This window comes from Rhizobium anhuiense (assembly GCF_003985145.1).
GTDB lineage: Bacteria > Pseudomonadota > Alphaproteobacteria > Rhizobiales > Rhizobiaceae > Rhizobium > Rhizobium anhuiense.
The window spans coordinates 19394-35369 of record NZ_ML133539.1 but is presented as its reverse complement, the minus strand read 5'-3'; the positions used below and the strand labels follow the sequence as shown (position 1 = coordinate 35369).

Genomic DNA, 15976 nt, shown 5'->3' with positions numbered 1-15976 from the left:
ATGCCCCGGCTTTTTTGGAAGTTCTTCAGGGTCATCTGGCTGACCATGGCGCTCTCTGTCGCAGCTATTGTCCTTGTCCTGAAGCTGCTGCAGGCGGTTCCCTTTGCCTGGGAAGTCGAGGAGGCGCGGCGGACGTTCGTAGTCAATCTGACTGAGAGCATTCTGGTTCAGGATGGGGAAGACGCGGCCACGCATTTCGTGCGCACAAGCGAGAGGACGCGGCCACTCGGCCTGGCCATCTCGAAAGTCGCGGATGCGGGACCTTGCACCGCGGGAGACAGGCAGAATGGCAGGCTCGTCCTCAAGGATGGGGTTTGCTATCGAATATCTCTATCGGCTCCAACCAGCTTCACTCTTAAGAATCTTGTTCCGTTGATGCCGTGGCTTGCGATACTAATTTCGAGCACGCTGTCAGCGATCGCGCTCGCCCGATATCTCATTCGTCCAGTCGTTCACCTGCGTGACGGCCTGAGCGCGCTTGCCCATGGCCGTTTCGACGTTCGTATCGGAGACAAAATGGCCGGCCGAAAGGACGAGGTCACCGCACTCGCGCACGACTTCGATTCCACGGCAGCGAGACTGCAGGAGCTTCAGGAGGCGCAGCAAAGGCTTTTCCACGACGTCTCCCATGAACTGCGCTCGCCCTTGTCTCGTCTGCAAGCCGCTGTGGGCGTCCTGCGGCAAACACCGGCGAAACTGGGTGGCATGTTGGATCGCATGGATAGGGAGGTTGAACGCCTCGACATGTTGGTGGGCGAAGTTCTGACCCTTGCCAGGCTGACAGCCGGATCCAGCAGCTCGCTGAAAACGCAGTCGCTCGATGTCATCGACCTTCTGAACGAGATCCTCGGCGATGCCGCGTTCGAAGCCCAGGCACGGGGAGTTTCGATCACCACCAGTGTCGACGGCGTTTTCCTGGCGGAGGTGGAGGGGGAGCTGATCTACAGAGCCCTTGAAAACGTCGTTCGCAACGCCGTCAAGTATACGGCGGAGCATTCGCGCATAGCCGTGTCCTGTGCTTCGACGGCCGAGCGCCTGACGATCCTCGTCGTGGATCAGGGGCCGGGAGTGAGACGGGACGAACTTGAGCGGATCTTCCAGCCGTTCTCCCGTGGCAACGACGCCGCCCCGCGAGGTGGCTACGGTCTGGGCCTTGCGATCACCAGACAGGCAATCGAGCGTCATGGCGGGCGGGTATATGCATCACTGCCGGCCGCCGGCGGTCTGGCCATCACCCTCGAAATTCCCCGGAAGTCGACGAAACACGGTTCCTAGTGCGGCCAAGGCTGAGCCCGAGCTGATCAATCGACGCGCCCGAAAGAGGCATCGAAGTGCCCGTCATCTCAGGGCTGCGCAGACGCGTTTGAACCCCACGAAGACTGCGTTCACATTTTACCTAACTTTACAGTGCCTTTACCGCGGTTAACGCTGGCATTGCTAAAACTGAGTCAAGACAACGGCTCAGAGATCTCACAAATGGACTTTGCCTTCCAACGACCTGGAACACGATTGCGGACAATTCTCTGCTTGATGCTGACATTGTCGCTCTCGTCGTGTGCCAACTTGCCACTGCAGCAAAGAGGGACGCTTGGCTCCTACGCTGGTATGGCCCCATCGGGTGGCACGCTCACAAAGGCAAGGCTAAGGGTTGATCCGCCACCCGTTCTCGCCGCGAAGACGGTACGCATCGTCCCGACGTCGGCGAACGTCGGCGGCACCAGTGCTTTCAACCCCAAAGATCTGGCGCTCGTCACAAACGCCATCGACCGCACCCTCTGTACCGGTCTCAGTGACCGCTTCAGGATCGTCGCTTCGGACCAGCCGGCTGATCTCACGGTCCATGCGACCGTCACCGACATCGTCGCCACCAACAGGACGGCGGCGGCGACCTCGACTGTCACATCGTTGGGCGCGTCCGTTGCACTCCCGGTCCCAATCCCGCGGATACCTCTCGGCCTTGGCGGCTTATCAGTCGAAGCAGAAGCGATTGGCCAGGACGGGTCGCAGAAGGCGGCGATGCTCTGGTCGCGTGGAGCAAACGTGCTGACGACACCACGGTATTCCAACGTGGGGGATGCCTACTCGCTGTCTTCAGCATTCGGCACCGACTTCAGCCGGATGCTGGTCAAGGGCAAAGACCCGTTCAAAGGAATGCCTGCGATGCCCTCGATGCAGAGTGTCAGGGCCTCGCTTGGCGGCGCTCCGAAATACGTCGCCTGCAAGGCCTTCGGGTCCGCCCCCGGCATCACGGGTGCGGTCGCCGGCCAGCTTGGTCTGCCGCCGGCTTGGAGCGACAAGGGCGCCGCGGGCCGCCAACAACAACAACAATAAACCCATCCACCGCGACGCGGTCGTGACGCAGTGATGACCGCATTTCAATCAAGGAAGAAAGGACGTCCAAATGAAGACACATGTTAAAATCGCAACGGCGGCGGTCTCAATTCTCGCCGCGAGCACAACGTTTGCCGCGCAGGGGCAGGGTTATCTGCCGCCGCAGAAGGCGGCCGCGATTCTCGCCGATGGTGCTCCTTGGTCGGCCGACGCGCCGAACGGCAGGTCCTTCAAACTCACCCTCAACAAAGACGGCACTGGTAGCATTAAAGGACCTCTAATGTTTGCACTATCCGTCAACTGGAAGGTCAAAGGCGACACGATGTGCCTCAACAATACGATGATGTCGAAGTGCCTGCGATTTCGCGAGGTTCCCGGCGGACTTCAAGGCTGGAATGACGAGCAACCCGACTTGAAGCTCAGCCGCCCGGTAAATTAGACCCGAAGGATGGCATCAGGCCGGCACCGTTGCGAACACGTCCCGCCCGATTCTCGTGGGTGAGGGGCTGAATGCATACAACAAGGACTCCGGCTGACGCCCCGAAGAAGATGTCGCCGCCCGCGTGGGGCGACATCGAAAATCCACTTCTGAGATCCAATCATGACCAAACGGAACCGCTATGTCACCTTTCCGCCGACCGAGAACTTCGACGGGGTGCGTTTCGCCAATCCGGGGCATCCGGGAACGGATCGCTCGGTGCGGGACCTTTTTCGCTGGCAGAGGGAGCGCCGAGTGCCGTGGCCCAAACGGGTGGACATCGTAAGGGCTGTACCAGAACGCCGGGTTTCCGGTCTGCGCGCCACCATGGTCGGACACGCAACCGTATTGATTCAGGCGGCGGGGCTCAATGTTTTGACCGATCCCGTCTGGTCTGAGCGGGCAGGGCCGTATGGGTATATCGGCCGAAGTCGGACCACTGCGCCCGGCATCGCGTTCGCGGACCTGCCGCCAATCGATGTGGTCCTGCTCTCCCACAATCACTATGACCATCTTGACCTGCCGACTTTGAAACGGCTGCACGAGCGCGATGCTCCTATGATCATCACACCGTTGGGCAACGAGACCATTATCCGCCGGGCTGTCCCCCGTGCCAGGATTGCCACGGGCAATTGGGGCACCCGCTTCCACCTGCCCAACGGCGCCGTCGTGGACATCGTGCCCGCCAATCACTGGTCGGCTCGCGGGATCGGCGACCGCCGCATGGCCTTGTGGGGCGGCTTCATGCTGAGGACCAATGCAGGACTCGTCTACTTCGCCGGCGATACCGGATATGGCACTGGTGCAATCTTCAAGGCCATGCGCGCGACCCATGGCCGACCTGATCTCGCCCTGATCCCGATCGGAGCCTATGCGCCTCGCTGGTTCATGGCGGCTCAGCATGTCGACCCGAAGGAAGCCGTGTTGATCATGCGCTCGCTGGACGCGCGCAAGGCTCTCGGTATCCACTGGGGCACGTTTCGGCTGACCGACGAGCCCTGGGATGAGCCGCCCCGGCTGCTTGCCGAAGCTCTTGCGTCGCATGGCATGAACCGAACCTGCTTCGAGGCTTTCCGACCTGGACAAGTTGTGGATGTCGATCCGCGACAGGATTCGGATGCCGGATCCCCCAACTGACCGATCGTCATGGATTAATGGGCGCTCTTCGTGGGCACCCGGTGCCGATCATGCTGCTGCAAGCCAAGTGCGCCTCGTCCCTTGGCCCGCGTTCCTCTGTGGAGAAGGAAATCAAATATGTCAGACGCGCAAAACACCGTTCATTGGACATCCACGAAGTTCAGCGAGACACTGATGATGGATGCTCTGCTGAAACACATCCTTGGGCTCATGCAATACGGCATGTCTGACCTCGGCGAAGTTTTCGAAGTCATCGGGCAGTTGAAGCCAAACGACGAAGAGCGCTGGATCAATGCATGGAGCGCAGTAGCACTCCGTCTCCAAAACCTGGCCGAAATGGCCGATCGCGCGGATAAACGGCTGACCGCCTCTTCGACATATCTCCGCGCGGCGACCTACTGGCGCGCCTCGCTGATGTACTTCAGTCATCCCGAAGATTCGCGCATTGGCGAGTACGCACGCGCCAGTTCGAGGTGCTACCAGCGATATCTTGACCTTTCTGGCTATCCGGGAAGGTATGTGGGGATCCCGTATGAGGACACATTCCTCTCGGGACATTTCTTCAGATCTCCTGTTGCTGGAGAAAGCGCTCCGCTACTCATTATCACGCCGGGTCGCGACACCTGGGCTGACGATACGGTCTGGGTTTACGATGCTGCCCTGCGGCGTGGAATACACTGCCTGATCTATGACGGCCCAGGCCAGGGTCTGGCATTGAGGCTCAACAATCTTTATTTCCGACCCGACTGGGAGAACGTCATAAAACCTGTCGTCGATTTCGCACTTGAAATTCCCGGAGTCGATCCGTCGAGGATTGGTCTTATGGGCTTGAGTTTCGGCGCGTTCCTTTCCGTGCGAGCCGCTGCCTTTGAAAAGCGCCTCAAGGTATGCATCGCCGACCCCGGATCCCTGAGTTGGGCAGAGGGTATTCTCAACCACTTCCCAGCCCCCATCCGTCAGGTGCTCGTCGGAGACGGTCCTGACGTCCTTCGGGAGGCATTTACCTGGACCGCTCAGCACACGTCGCTGAAGTGGCTCGTCAGAGATTATGCCTGGAAGCACGGGGTACGGGAGCAGGACGTGTTCAAAGCTCTCCTGGCCTATGACAACACACCCGTAATTGATCAAATCGAATGCGAAACGCTAGTCATGGACGGCACGGAGGAAATGGCAAGGGGCCAGGCGAAAAGGCTCTTCGATGCTCTCAAATGTCCGAAGCACTACATCCTGTTTGACGCGGATTCGACAGCACAAGCTCATTGCCAGATCGGAGCCTATTCCACGGCTTCTGCAACCTTGTTCGACTGGCTCGAGGGGCGCCTCTGAGATCACGGCCTTGGATCGAAGCCGCCGTCGCAGGTTCCTGATCAAGGTCGCCGAACGGGCCGGGTAATCGGCGATGCCGATAATCTCTTCGACCGGATCGAGAGACTGAAGGTGTTCCTTTCGTCGATTCCCCGAGTGTCAGGCCGGGGAGTCGACGAAGGAACGGAAGTTCAGAATCCCTCATGCTGCATGATGCTTGCTTGACTCTCTTGCCTCACAAACTCAAGACGACCTTGCCCGGAATTCGGGTGCCGGATTCAATCGCTGTGATCGCGGATACTGCATCGGCAAACGGCACTACGAGGCCAACAGTTGGCCGCAACACACCTTCACTCGCGAGGTCCGCGATCGCTGACAGACGCTTGATGCCCATAGTCGCGAACGCGAGCTTGTAACGTCGGGAGAACATGCCACGCGCTACTCTTCGGAGGGTCGGATTGATGTCGACGAAAACGCCGCCCTTCTTCAGCATTGAGAGTCCGTGGCCTACATCCAACGTCCCAAGTGTGTCGAATACGGCGTCGAACTTGCCCTTCTGAGCCTGCAGTCGTCTATCGGTGTAGGAGAAGACGGAATCCACGCCGGCTGCTTTCGCGGTTTCCAAAGAAGCAGTCCCACATGCGCCGCTGACTTTCACGCCACGAGCGAGCGCTAACTGCACGGCAGACGCCCCCACGGCACCAGTGCAACCGTTGATGAAGAGATGCGATCCCTGCGAGGTTTTGGCTTTGTCGAAAATAGCAGCCCATGCGGTCATCACTGGAATGGGCAGGCACGCAGCCTCCGGGAAAGAAAGGGACGCGGGTTTTTTCGCCACCAAATGAGAATCCAGGACAACTTCTTCCGCGAACGCACCAGATTCCTTGAAGTCCATCGTTCCGAAAACTTCATCATCTACGTTGATGTCCCTCACATCACTGCCGACAGCGGCAACAACGCCAGCGAAATCTGTTCCCATACCTTTAGGAAACTTGCGGTTGATGAACAGTTTCATCGCGCCCTGGCGAAGCTTCCAGTCAAAGGGGTTTATCGCTGCGGCACTTACGACGACACGCACTTGCTTCGGGCCAAGCTGAGGCAGCTTGGATTCGCCGATATACATCCTCGTGGGTCCGCCGTAGCGGTCATATTGCACTCTTTTCATATTTGGTCTCGTTCTCGATCCGAAATTCTTGCCGTTCGTAGCGTAGCTCCCATCCGGCAGCCGTTCCCTCAAGGGATGAGAGAGCGCTGCATTGCCTAAACTCGCCGTAGCTGATTTACCCGCACTGGAGTTTCATCGAGCTTGAATGCAGTGCAAACGCATGCATACTCATAGCAGAATACTCTCATGAGAGCAATAGGAGGTGTTATGTCATCGATCAGGCTTTTCATTCTGTCGTCCTTCGCCGAGCTTGGCCCGATGCATGGTCATCGCCTGAGGCAGGAGGCCGAACGCAAGCGCGTGCCGTTTTGGACAGACATACCGGTGGGCGCGGTTTACGGTGCGATGAACCGTCTCGCCGCTGAGGGTTTGTTGCGCGAAGCAGGACGCGAGCAGGAGGGTAATCGCCCCACCAGGCAACTCTACGAAATCACCGAGGACGGAAGACACGCATTGGCGCGTCTTCGGCACGACGGCCTGACTGAAATCTGGTTTAAGTATGATCCGTTCGACCTTGCGCTTACTCGTGTGGATCCAGCGAAGCTCGATGAGCTTCCTGCGCTATTGGCGGACCGGCTTGCAAGGATGAAGGCGCAGCTCGAAGAGAGGCGGCGTATGATCGAGCAAGCGCTACCGTTTATCGGAGTGGCCGAGGAGTGGGCGGTTCGTCATACAGCGCACCGGATGGAAGCGGAGGTCCAATATCTTACCGATCTCATCACGGCGCTCCCAAACCTCATTGCCGACGAGAGGAATCCTCGGCCGCGAAAGGAAAAGCCCTAGAGGAGAGCCGCTCGCCACGATCTTCTAACAGCGATCTCGATGGTCAATTGGAAATACCCCCATACGCAGCATTTTCTGCGAAGCAAGCATTGTGGCCACCGGCCACACGACCCGCTAGTCAGAGATAACACCTCATGGGTCAGGCGAGCTCGGCTAGGTCTTCCTGTGTTAAGACGATGTCGCCGGCGGCCGTGTTTTCTTCTAGGTGGGCAATCGATCCCGTTCCGGGAATTGCGATCGCCACCGGGGAAAGCGCCAGAAGCCAGGCCAAGGCGATCTGGTTGCTGGTTGCTCCGTGTCGACTCGCAATCCTGGCTAGGCGTCCATTGTCGATGTTCGCAATTCCTCCACCGAGAGGGAAGAAGGGGCTGAATGCGATATTCTCGTCCTGGCAAATGGCCAACAGTGCGGTGTCTCCGCGCTTGGCAATGTGAAAGTTGTTCTGCACTGCCACGACCGGTGCGATTGCGCGCGCTTCGGCAAGGTGGTCGCTGTCGATATTGCTGAGGCCCAGGTGACGGATCAGGCCCTCCTCGTGCAGCGCCGCGAGCGCCTCGAAACGTTCGGCAAGGGACTCGCCATGGGGCGGAGCCATTTCACCGATTCGGAGATAGACCAGATCGAGCCGATCCAGGCCGAGGTCCTCGAGGTTTTCCTCAATCAGGCGGCGCATATCAGCGCCGGTCGCTGTCCGATGGTTGCCTTCTGAATCGAAAACATGCCCTACTTTCGTCGCGATCACGAGGTCTGAGGGGTAGGGATATAGCGCCTCATGTATCAACTGATTCGCGCGAACAGTTTTGTCGCCGCTATGATAGAAAGCTGCCGTATCGACAAGGTTAATTCCCAGCCCGACCGCCCGCCGCAGGACTGCGCGACCCGTCTCGGGATCTCTCGCCGGGCCGCGAAATCCGTTGGCCGAAAGACGCATAGCGCCGAACGCAACTCGGTTGACGGGCATGTCTCCGCCAATGAGAAATTCCCTTGTTTTTCTTGATGACATAACGTGCGCTCCAGGATTTCGGCAACCTTCAGCCCACTCGCGGATATCGATTGGCCAGGCATCCGGGGCAAGGCCGCTTCCCTCCAATCTCGGTCCGGAAGCCAGGTTGATGCCCGCAATACCCATACAGGATTACTCTCGTGTGATCAATCCGATCCTTAACTTACTAGGCTTAACCTGCGACTCCAATCGCCGTCGGGAGGTGGAGCGCCTCGTCCGAATCCTTGCGGACGATAGGCCGTCGCAATGACGATCTACATGCAAATGGGAGTGGGATTGGCCACGAACAGGATGGTCGCCGCGAGGGGCGACGAAGCTATATTGGTGTGACGCATGCCCGAACGTCTTGGTCTACTGCTTCTCCTTCTGATCGCATGGGTATCGATGTCAATTCCGGCGGAAGCCGAGCAACTGCTTGGCCGCGCGTCGGTTATCGATGGCGACACCATCGAGATCGCCGCCCGGCGGATCAGGCTGAATGGCGTAGATGCGCCGGAGAGTTGGCAGGTATGCCAGGACTCCGCCAGGAAGCCCTACCGTTGTGGCAAGGAAGCGGCTTTCGCCTTAGATGACTTCCTGGCGAAATCGCGCCCGACCCGTTGTCAGGCGCGGAACACGGACAGATACCGCCGCGTCGTTGCCGACTGCGTCAGAGCGGACGGGACCAGCGTGAATTCGTGGATGGTCCGACAGGGTTGGGCGGTCGACTGGGTGCGATATTCGAAAGGCGCTTTCAGAGCAGATCAGATTGCTGCCGAATCCGCACATGCCGGCATCTGGCGCGGGACGTTCGAACTTCCGTGCGAAGCAAGGGCGTCGCGATCAAAGCGAAAGGCAGCCTGCTGAGGCACTGACTCCGCTTCCGAAGCGTCGCAGCCTCACGAAACGCGTTCGCTAGGCTGGCTAAAGAAAGTTCGCCTGCAATGTCTCCCCTTCCGTGGAGACGACGCTGGAGCCGTACGCTTCACGAGACGTAATCATTATCGCGTCGTTCGCCGCCGGGCGCGCAAGGTGCCGTGCGTCTTCCCATGGTGCGGACAGCCAGATATCTGTCTCCTCCTTGGTCAGCAGCAGCACGGGCATCGCCTTTTCATGGATCGGCCTGACGACATCATTCGGGTCGGTAGTCAGGAATCCATAGAGGTCGTCAGTTGTCAGCCCGTCTTTGACTTTGCGGACGCTCTTCCACTGCGGTACGTGGATTCCGGCAAAAAACATGAGCGGTTTGCTTTCGTCTCGGCCGAACCATGCGTTCGGAATTTTGCCGCCGGGTTCTTGGCTGGCGGGATCGGGCTCCGCAAACGACGTCACCGGGACGATGCACCTGTGCCCCACATCGAACCACCGCTTCCAGTGCGGCAGATCGAGCTTCCGTACGTTGGTGACGCCTCGGTCTGGCTCCATCCGGATGAGTTCGTCGAGGTCGACCGCTTCGCCCTTTGCCCTCCGCTTGGCCGCGCGGTCCTCGGCTGCCTTTTTCTGAACGAACAGGGGGGAGGGCAGGCCCCATCGACCGTGGACGAGCAGCTTGCGGCCATCGGGCGTGTTTCGAACGATTGGACCCATCTGATCCGGGTTCATCTGGTAGGCAGGCATCAGGTTGATCATGCTCTCGGCATCGATCGCCCATTTCCTGACCCAGTCCTTGTCTTCCATGCGATAGAGATTGCACACGTCAGCCACTCCGCGGTCGTTCCGGATGGCAACGTAGCCGCCCCGTCGATGACTGCCAACTGCGCCTCCAGCGAAATCTTGAAACTAGATGCCCCGACCTCCATCTCGTCTTCTATTGAAGGTTACGATGCCAAAACGTCCAGAACACGTGGTGGCAATTCCGACTGCTGAGATCATAGCTCCGCCGCGGTTTTCCTGCCGGGGAGCAGTCGTGTGTGATTGCTGTCGCCAATCGAGGAGCAAGGACGAATTCGATGAAGATGCATTAGGCATCTGCGCCGAATGTCTTGGATCCGACGCTGTCCTGATTGATCTCGTAGCTCGGTTTCGAGAAAGCTAGCGAGCAGCTTCGCCGTTGGCTGCGGGCTGGGAGACATTGCGGGGATACATCAACTCCGTTTCCTCATATTTTTTAAAAAAAGCCGCTGACTTACAGGCTTTGCCTACGCCTCTGATTCATCGGGAGAATCTTAGGTGTCGCTGAAATTGCGAGACGATATTCCTATGTCAGCCCATCTTGACGTCGCCTTCGCAAAGGAACATACGGAGAACATTCGCATTAACACGGCATGAAGCCGTCCCTTTTCATCGCGATTTCGGAAGGAATTCGCAAACGATGTCGGCTGCCCGCGAGCAAGTCCTCGCTGACCTGCGCGAACGCATCGCTGCTCTCAGCGGCGGCATAGCGAAGCGAGCAGGTTGCCTGCCCTTCGGTGTGCCCGAGATCGACGCCGTGCTGCCGGGAGGTGGCCTCGCTCACGGCGCACTGCATGAATTCGCGGGAGGCGGCTCGGGCACCGTGGACGGTTCCGCCGCAGCCCTCTTCGCTGCAGGGGTAGCGGCTCGCACGAAGGGACAGATCGTCTGGTGCCTCACGAGACCCGACCTTTTTATGCCAGCGCTGGCGCAGGCGGGTCTTCATCCGAAGCGGGTCGTATTCGTCGAAGGCGACAAGGAGGAGGACGTACTCGCGAGCATGGAGGAATGTCTTTCCTACGGAGGTCTGGGTGCGGTCGTTGGTGAACTCGTTCGCCTCCCGATGACGGCTTCGCGTCGTCTGCAGCTCGCGGCGGAGAAGACTGGCACGATGGCGATCGCGGTAAGACGCTGGCGGCGACAAACGGAGGTGAATGATTTCGGCCAACCGACGGCGTCGACGACGAGATGGCGGGTCAGTGTGCTGCCGTCAGAGGATCTCCCGGTTCCCGGCGTGGGAAGGGCAAGGTGGCTGCTTGAATTGATGAGATCGCGTGCGGGCGAGTGTGCTGAGTTTGAAATTGGAGCCTGCGATGACAAGGGTCGTATCCATCTATCTCCCGGATCTGGCGACGGATCGAATACGTCGCGCCGATCCCTCTATTCCGCCTGAGCACGCAATTGCGGTCATCGCGAAGTCCGGCTCCAAGCGCTGGGTTGCCGCGGCGGATGATGCCGCGAGGAAGGTCGGAGTGCGGACAGGGATGGCTGCGGCGAAGGCTCAGGCGATCTTCCGCAACCTGATGCTGGTCGAAGCGGATCCTGCCGCCGACGCTGCTGCGCTTGAACGCATTGCGCTGTGGGCGCTGACCGTCTACTCCCCGATCGTCGCCGTTGATGGCATCGATGGCATCGTCATGGACACGGAGGGCGCCGACCACCTGCAGGGTGGGGAGGAGCCAATGCTCAGTCGCGTCGCCAATCAGTGCCGCGCGAAGGGGCTGACTGCTCGTGTCGCCGTGGCGGATACCTGGGGAGCGGCTCACGCCTGCGCCCGTGCGATCAACCGCGAGACTGTCAACGTACCCCGTGGCGAGACTGCCAGGGCGGTCGAGCGGCTTCCGATCTCATTGCTCCGACTTCCGGAGAAGATCGTCAGCGATCTGCGGACGCTTGGCTTCCAAGCGATCGGCGAGCTTGCGAACACGGCCCGCGCTCCACTCGCGCTTCGATTTGGCCCGGAGATCGGGCGGCGGCTCGACCAGATGTTTGGCCGCCTTTCCGAACCCATCGATCCCATTCGCGATCCTGAACAGGTGGAGGTCTCCCGAGCTTTTGCAGAGCCGATCGGAGCGGCTGAGACCATCAACAAGTATGTCGGACATCTTGTCGTCCAGCTCGTCGCAGAACTGCAGAAGAAGGGTCTCGGTGTCCGCTGCACCGATCTCGTTGTCGAGAAGGTCGACGGCACCCGACAGGCGATCCGTGCCGGCACCGCCAAGCCCGCGCGCGATGTCGCATGGCTGACGAAGCTGTTCAGGGACCGCACCGAGAAGATCGAGCCGGGCTTCGGTATTGAGAGGCTGACGCTCATTGCCATTCTTTCGGAGCCGCTTGAGGAGGAGCAGAAATCGTCTTCGCTGGTCGACGAGGATATGACCGACATCACCCCGCTGATCGACATACTGGGCAACCGCGGCCAGCGGGTCTACCGGGTCGCACCCTTGGCATCGGATGTCCCGGAACGCAGCGTCGCCCGGGTAGCTCCAGCGGCTGCCGACATCGAGGAGAGCTGGAGTCATCATTGGCGGAGACCCGTCCGGCTGCTTGACCGCCCGGACCACATCACCGCCATCGCCCTTCTGCCCGACCATCCGCCCCGAAGCATCACGTGGCGTGGCAAGACGCACAAGGTGAAGCGCGCAGATGGCCCGGAGCGCGTGTTCGGAGAATGGTGGAGGCGCGACAGCGAGCTCGACGCCGTCCGCGATTATTTTGTTATCGAGAACGAGCTTGGCGAGCGCTATTGGGTGTTCCGCTCCGGCGACGGCATCGATCCAGAGACTGGTTCCCACAAGTGGTTCATTCACGGGATCTTCGCATGAAGTACGCCGAGCTCCAGGTCACGACCCATTTCAGCTTCCTTCGGGGCGCAAGCAGCGCCGATGAGTTGTTCGCGACCGCCAAGGAGCTTGGAATTGATGCCCTAGGGGTCGTCGACCGCAACAGCCTCGCAGGGATCGTGCGCGCCCTGGAAGCGTCGCGCGCAACGGGCGTCCGACTTGTAGTCGGGTGTCGGTTGGATTTGCAGGACGGGATGTCGATCCTCGTCTTCCCGACGAACAGGGCGGCGTACTCGCGACTGACGCGCCTCATCACGCTCGGCAAGGGTAGGGGCGGGAAGAATAACTGCATCCTTCACCTCGATGACGTTGGCCTGTACGCGCACGGCCTCATCGGGATCCTGGTGCCGGATCTCCCGGACGAGACCTGTGCAGTCCAGCTCAGGAAGATGTCGGAGATCTTCGGCAATCGGGCCTACGTCTCGCTCGCGCTCCGCCGCCGGCCAAACGATCAATTGCGTCTGCATGAGATTTCGAACCTCGCCTCGAAGTTCAAGGTTCGCACCGTCGTCACCAATGACGTGTTGTTTCACGAACCCAGCCGCCGTCAGCTTCAGGATGTCGTCACCTGCATCCGCAACAACACGACAATCGACGAGGTAGGTTTCGAGCGCGAGCGCCATGCAGACCGATACCTCAAGCCGCCGGAGGAGATGGGGCGCCTGTTCCCGCGCTACCCGGACGCGCTTGCCCGCACCATGGAGATCGTCGAACGCTGCAAGTTCTCGCTTGAGGAGCTGACCTATCAGTATCCAGAGGAAGCGATTGTCCCCGGCATGACTGCCCAGCAGTCGCTCGAGCACTATGTCCGCGCATGCATTCCGGATCGATATCCGGAAGGCCTGCCACGGAAGGTGCTCCGGGCGGTCAAGCATGAACTCGATCTGATCAAGGAGATGAAATACGCGCCATACTTCCTGACGGTCTTCTCGATCGTGAAGTTCGCCCGCTCGGAGGGTATTCTGTGCCAGGGGCGGGGATCGGCCGCGAACTCTGCCATCTGCTACATCCTCGGCATCACCAGCATCGACCCGGAGACGAATGACCTGCTGTTCGAGCGCTTCGTATCGAGGGAGCGAGACGAGCCGCCTGACATCGACGTGGACTTCGAGCACGAACGCCGCGAGCAGGTCATACAGTGGATTTACAAGACCTACGGCAAGGACAAGGCTGCTCTCTGCTCGACGGTAACCCGCTACCGGGCAAAAGGTGCGATCAGGGACGTTGGTAAAGCCCTGGGTCTGCCCGAGGACGTGATCAAGGCTCTGTCATCCGGGATGTGGTCGTGGTCCGAAGAACTGCCTGATCGGAACATCAGGGAACTCAATCTCAATCCCAACGATCGTCGTCTGGCGCTCACGCTGAAGCTCGCCCGGCAACTCATGGGAGCCCCCCGCCATCTTGGGCAGCACCCCGGCGGCTTCGTCCTCACCCATGACCGACTAGACGACCTGGTTCCCATCGAACCCGCCACGATGAAGGATCGACAGATCATCGAGTGGGACAAGGACGACGTGGAGGCGCTCAAATTCATGAAGGTGGACGTGCTCGCGCTTGGGATGCTGACGTGCATGAACAAGGCATTCGACCTGATCCGCGAACACAAGGATGAGGATCTCGACCTTGCGAAGATCCCTCAGGAGGATCCGGCGACATATGCGATGATCCGCAAGGCCGACACGCTGGGAACCTTCCAGATCGAGAGCCGGGCGCAGATGTCAATGCTACCGCGTCTGAAGCCAGAGACCTTTTATGACCTCGTCATACAGGTTGCGATTGTCCGGCCCGGCCCGATCCAGGGCAACATGGTGCACCCCTATCTTCGTCGGCGCGAAGGCAAGGAGAAACCTGAATATCCGACACCGGAACTGGAAGCGGTTCTTGGCAGGACGTTGGGGGTCCCGCTTTTTCAGGAAAGCGCCATGAAGGTCGCCATGGTCTGCGCCGGGTTCACGGGTGGCGAGGCCGACCAGCTCAGGAAGAGCATGGCAACTTTCAAGTTCACGGGCGGCGTATCCAGATTCAAGGACAAGCTGGTTTCGGGGATGATCAAAAACGGCTACTCACCAGAATTCTCGGAGAAGACCTTTGGTCAGCTCGAAGGATTCGGCAGCTACGGTTTTCCGGAGAGCCATGCCGCTTCGTTTGCGCTCATCGCCTATGCGAGCAACTACGTGAAGTGTCACTTCCCGGACGTCTTCTGCGCGGCGCTGCTGAACTCGCAGCCGATGGGGTTTTATGCGGCGGCGCAGATCGTCGGCGATGCCAAAAATCACGGCGTGGAGGTCCGCCCGGTCTGCATCAATAAATCCCGGTGGGACTGCACGCTCGAGCCCATCGGCGATCGGGACGATCATGCCGTGCGGCTCGGTATGCGAATGGTCAAGGGACTGGCAGTAGCAGATGCGGCGCGGATCGTGGCGGCTCGCATGGACCGGGAGTTCGAAAGCGTCGATGATGTCTGGCGGCGGGCGAGCGTGCCTACCGAAGCTCTGAACCAGCTCGCGGAGGCGGACGCGTTCCTACCATCAATGAAACTTCAGCGGCGCGAGACAATCTGGGCCATCAAGGGGCTCCGTGACGAGCCCCTGCCGCTGTTTGCTGCCGCTGCCGAGCGCGAGGCCAGGGTGATCCCCGAACAACAGGAGCCGCAAGTCCATCTGCGGCAGATGACCGAAGGGCACAACGTTGTCCAAGACTACAGCCACGTCGGCCTAACCCTCCGCGAGCATCCGATCACGTTCCTTCGCCGCGACCTGCAGGAGCGAAACATCGTCACCTGCTCAGAGGCCATGAACGCGCGCGATGGTCGCTGGCTGATGACGGCGGGACTCGTCCTGGTGAGACAGATGCCAGGATCGGCAAAGGGGGTCATGTTCATCACCATCGAGGACGAGACGGGGCCGGCGAACTTGGTGGTGTGGCCTTCGCTGTTTGAAAAGCGCCGCCGCATCGTGCTGGGATCATCCATGATGGCCATCAATGGCCGGATTCAACGAGAAGGGGATGTCGTACACCTCGTTGCACAGCAGCTCTTCGACCTCTCTGGCGATCTGTCGGGTCTGGCCGATCGCGACAGCGAATTCAAGTTGCCGACGGGCAGGGGAGACGAGTTCGCGCATGGCTCGCCGGGCAGTCCAGATTCACGGGACAGGCCGAAGCCAGTGCCGCCGCATCCGCGAGATATCTTTGTCAGAGATCTGCATATCGACACGCTGAAGGTGAAGGGCAGGAATTTCCATTAGGCAGCTTGGCGCCAACGAGGGGGACGTTGGCCGTAC

The 15976-nt window shown here is 59.8% G+C and carries 13 protein-coding genes; 10 read left to right on the top strand and 3 right to left on the bottom strand.

All coding sequences use genetic code 11. From position 1 onward, the window contains the following. The 5 genes from EEQ99_RS30420 (at nucleotide 1) to EEQ99_RS30400 (ending at nucleotide 5272) form a co-directional block, all read left to right on the top strand. Nucleotides 1-1275 carry a HAMP domain-containing sensor histidine kinase gene (locus EEQ99_RS30420; RefSeq protein ID WP_127431655.1) on the top strand — a complete coding sequence of 425 codons (1275 nt, stop codon included), beginning with the start codon at nucleotides 1-3 and terminating at the stop codon, nucleotides 1273-1275. 201 nt (nucleotides 1276-1476) lie between these two features. Next, nucleotides 1477-2331 carry a DUF3313 domain-containing protein gene (locus tag EEQ99_RS30415; RefSeq protein ID WP_127431620.1) on the top strand — a complete coding sequence of 285 codons (855 nt, stop codon included), beginning with the start codon at nucleotides 1477-1479 and terminating at the stop codon, nucleotides 2329-2331. 70 nt (nucleotides 2332-2401) lie between these two features. Beyond that, the gene (locus EEQ99_RS30410; RefSeq protein WP_127431619.1) at nucleotides 2402-2770 is read left to right on the top strand and encodes a hypothetical protein; all 369 of its coding nucleotides are present in this window, start codon (nucleotides 2402-2404) and stop codon (nucleotides 2768-2770) included. 162 nt (nucleotides 2771-2932) lie between these two features. Then, nucleotides 2933-3946, top strand: coding sequence for an MBL fold metallo-hydrolase (locus EEQ99_RS30405; protein ID WP_127431618.1), 1014 nt, complete (start codon nucleotides 2933-2935; stop codon nucleotides 3944-3946). 117 nt (nucleotides 3947-4063) lie between these two features. Next, nucleotides 4064-5272 (top strand): alpha/beta hydrolase family protein, encoded by a 1209-nt coding sequence (locus EEQ99_RS30400; protein WP_127431617.1) that lies wholly within the window; start codon nucleotides 4064-4066, stop codon nucleotides 5270-5272. Nucleotides 5273-5486: 214 nt separating this feature from the next. Here the strand turns inward: EEQ99_RS30400 and EEQ99_RS30395 are convergent, their stop codons facing one another. Further along, the gene (locus EEQ99_RS30395; protein ID WP_127431616.1) at nucleotides 5487-6416 is read right to left on the bottom strand and encodes an NAD(P)-dependent alcohol dehydrogenase; all 930 of its coding nucleotides are present in this window, start codon (nucleotides 6414-6416) and stop codon (nucleotides 5487-5489) included. Nucleotides 6417-6623: 207 nt separating this feature from the next. Here EEQ99_RS30395 and EEQ99_RS30390 point away from each other — a divergent pair, with 207 nt between their 5' ends. Then, nucleotides 6624-7199 carry a PadR family transcriptional regulator gene (locus EEQ99_RS30390; protein WP_164735991.1) on the top strand — a complete coding sequence of 192 codons (576 nt, stop codon included), beginning with the start codon at nucleotides 6624-6626 and terminating at the stop codon, nucleotides 7197-7199. A 139-nt stretch (nucleotides 7200-7338) separates the two neighbouring features. On the opposite strand, the gene EEQ99_RS30385 is transcribed toward EEQ99_RS30390, so the two are convergent. Then, on the bottom strand, nucleotides 7339-8328 hold the full coding sequence (locus EEQ99_RS30385; protein WP_244604871.1) for an aldo/keto reductase: 990 nt from the start codon (nucleotides 8326-8328) through the stop codon (nucleotides 7339-7341). A gap of 207 nt (nucleotides 8329-8535) precedes the next feature. Between EEQ99_RS30385 and EEQ99_RS30380 the strand changes: the two genes are divergently transcribed. Further along, nucleotides 8536-9048: a thermonuclease family protein gene (locus tag EEQ99_RS30380; RefSeq protein ID WP_127431614.1), complete on the top strand. Its 513-nt coding sequence runs from the start codon at nucleotides 8536-8538 to the stop codon at nucleotides 9046-9048. 57 nt (nucleotides 9049-9105) lie between these two features. On the opposite strand, the gene EEQ99_RS30375 is transcribed toward EEQ99_RS30380, so the two are convergent. Next, on the bottom strand, nucleotides 9106-9876 hold the full coding sequence (locus tag EEQ99_RS30375; protein WP_127431613.1) for an SOS response-associated peptidase family protein: 771 nt from the start codon (nucleotides 9874-9876) through the stop codon (nucleotides 9106-9108). Nucleotides 9877-10492: 616 nt separating this feature from the next. Between EEQ99_RS30375 and EEQ99_RS35265 the strand changes: the two genes are divergently transcribed. Genes EEQ99_RS35265 through EEQ99_RS30360 form a run of 3 tightly spaced genes read left to right on the top strand, consistent with a single transcriptional unit; the run spans nucleotide 10493 to nucleotide 15940 of the window. Next, nucleotides 10493-11245 carry an ImuA family protein gene (locus EEQ99_RS35265; protein ID WP_127431612.1) on the top strand — a complete coding sequence of 251 codons (753 nt, stop codon included), beginning with the start codon at nucleotides 10493-10495 and terminating at the stop codon, nucleotides 11243-11245. Beyond that, a complete protein-coding gene (locus EEQ99_RS30365) occupies nucleotides 11166-12677 on the top strand; it encodes a Y-family DNA polymerase (RefSeq protein ID WP_127431611.1) in 1512 nt (503 codons plus the stop codon). Before EEQ99_RS35265 ends, EEQ99_RS30365 begins: the two co-directional genes overlap by 80 nt. Then, complete coding sequence (locus EEQ99_RS30360) at nucleotides 12674-15940, top strand: error-prone DNA polymerase (RefSeq protein ID WP_127431610.1); 3267 nt, start codon at nucleotides 12674-12676, stop codon at nucleotides 15938-15940. The genes EEQ99_RS30365 and EEQ99_RS30360 overlap by 4 nt, the downstream gene beginning before the upstream one ends. Nucleotides 15941-15976: the final 36 nt, after the last annotated feature.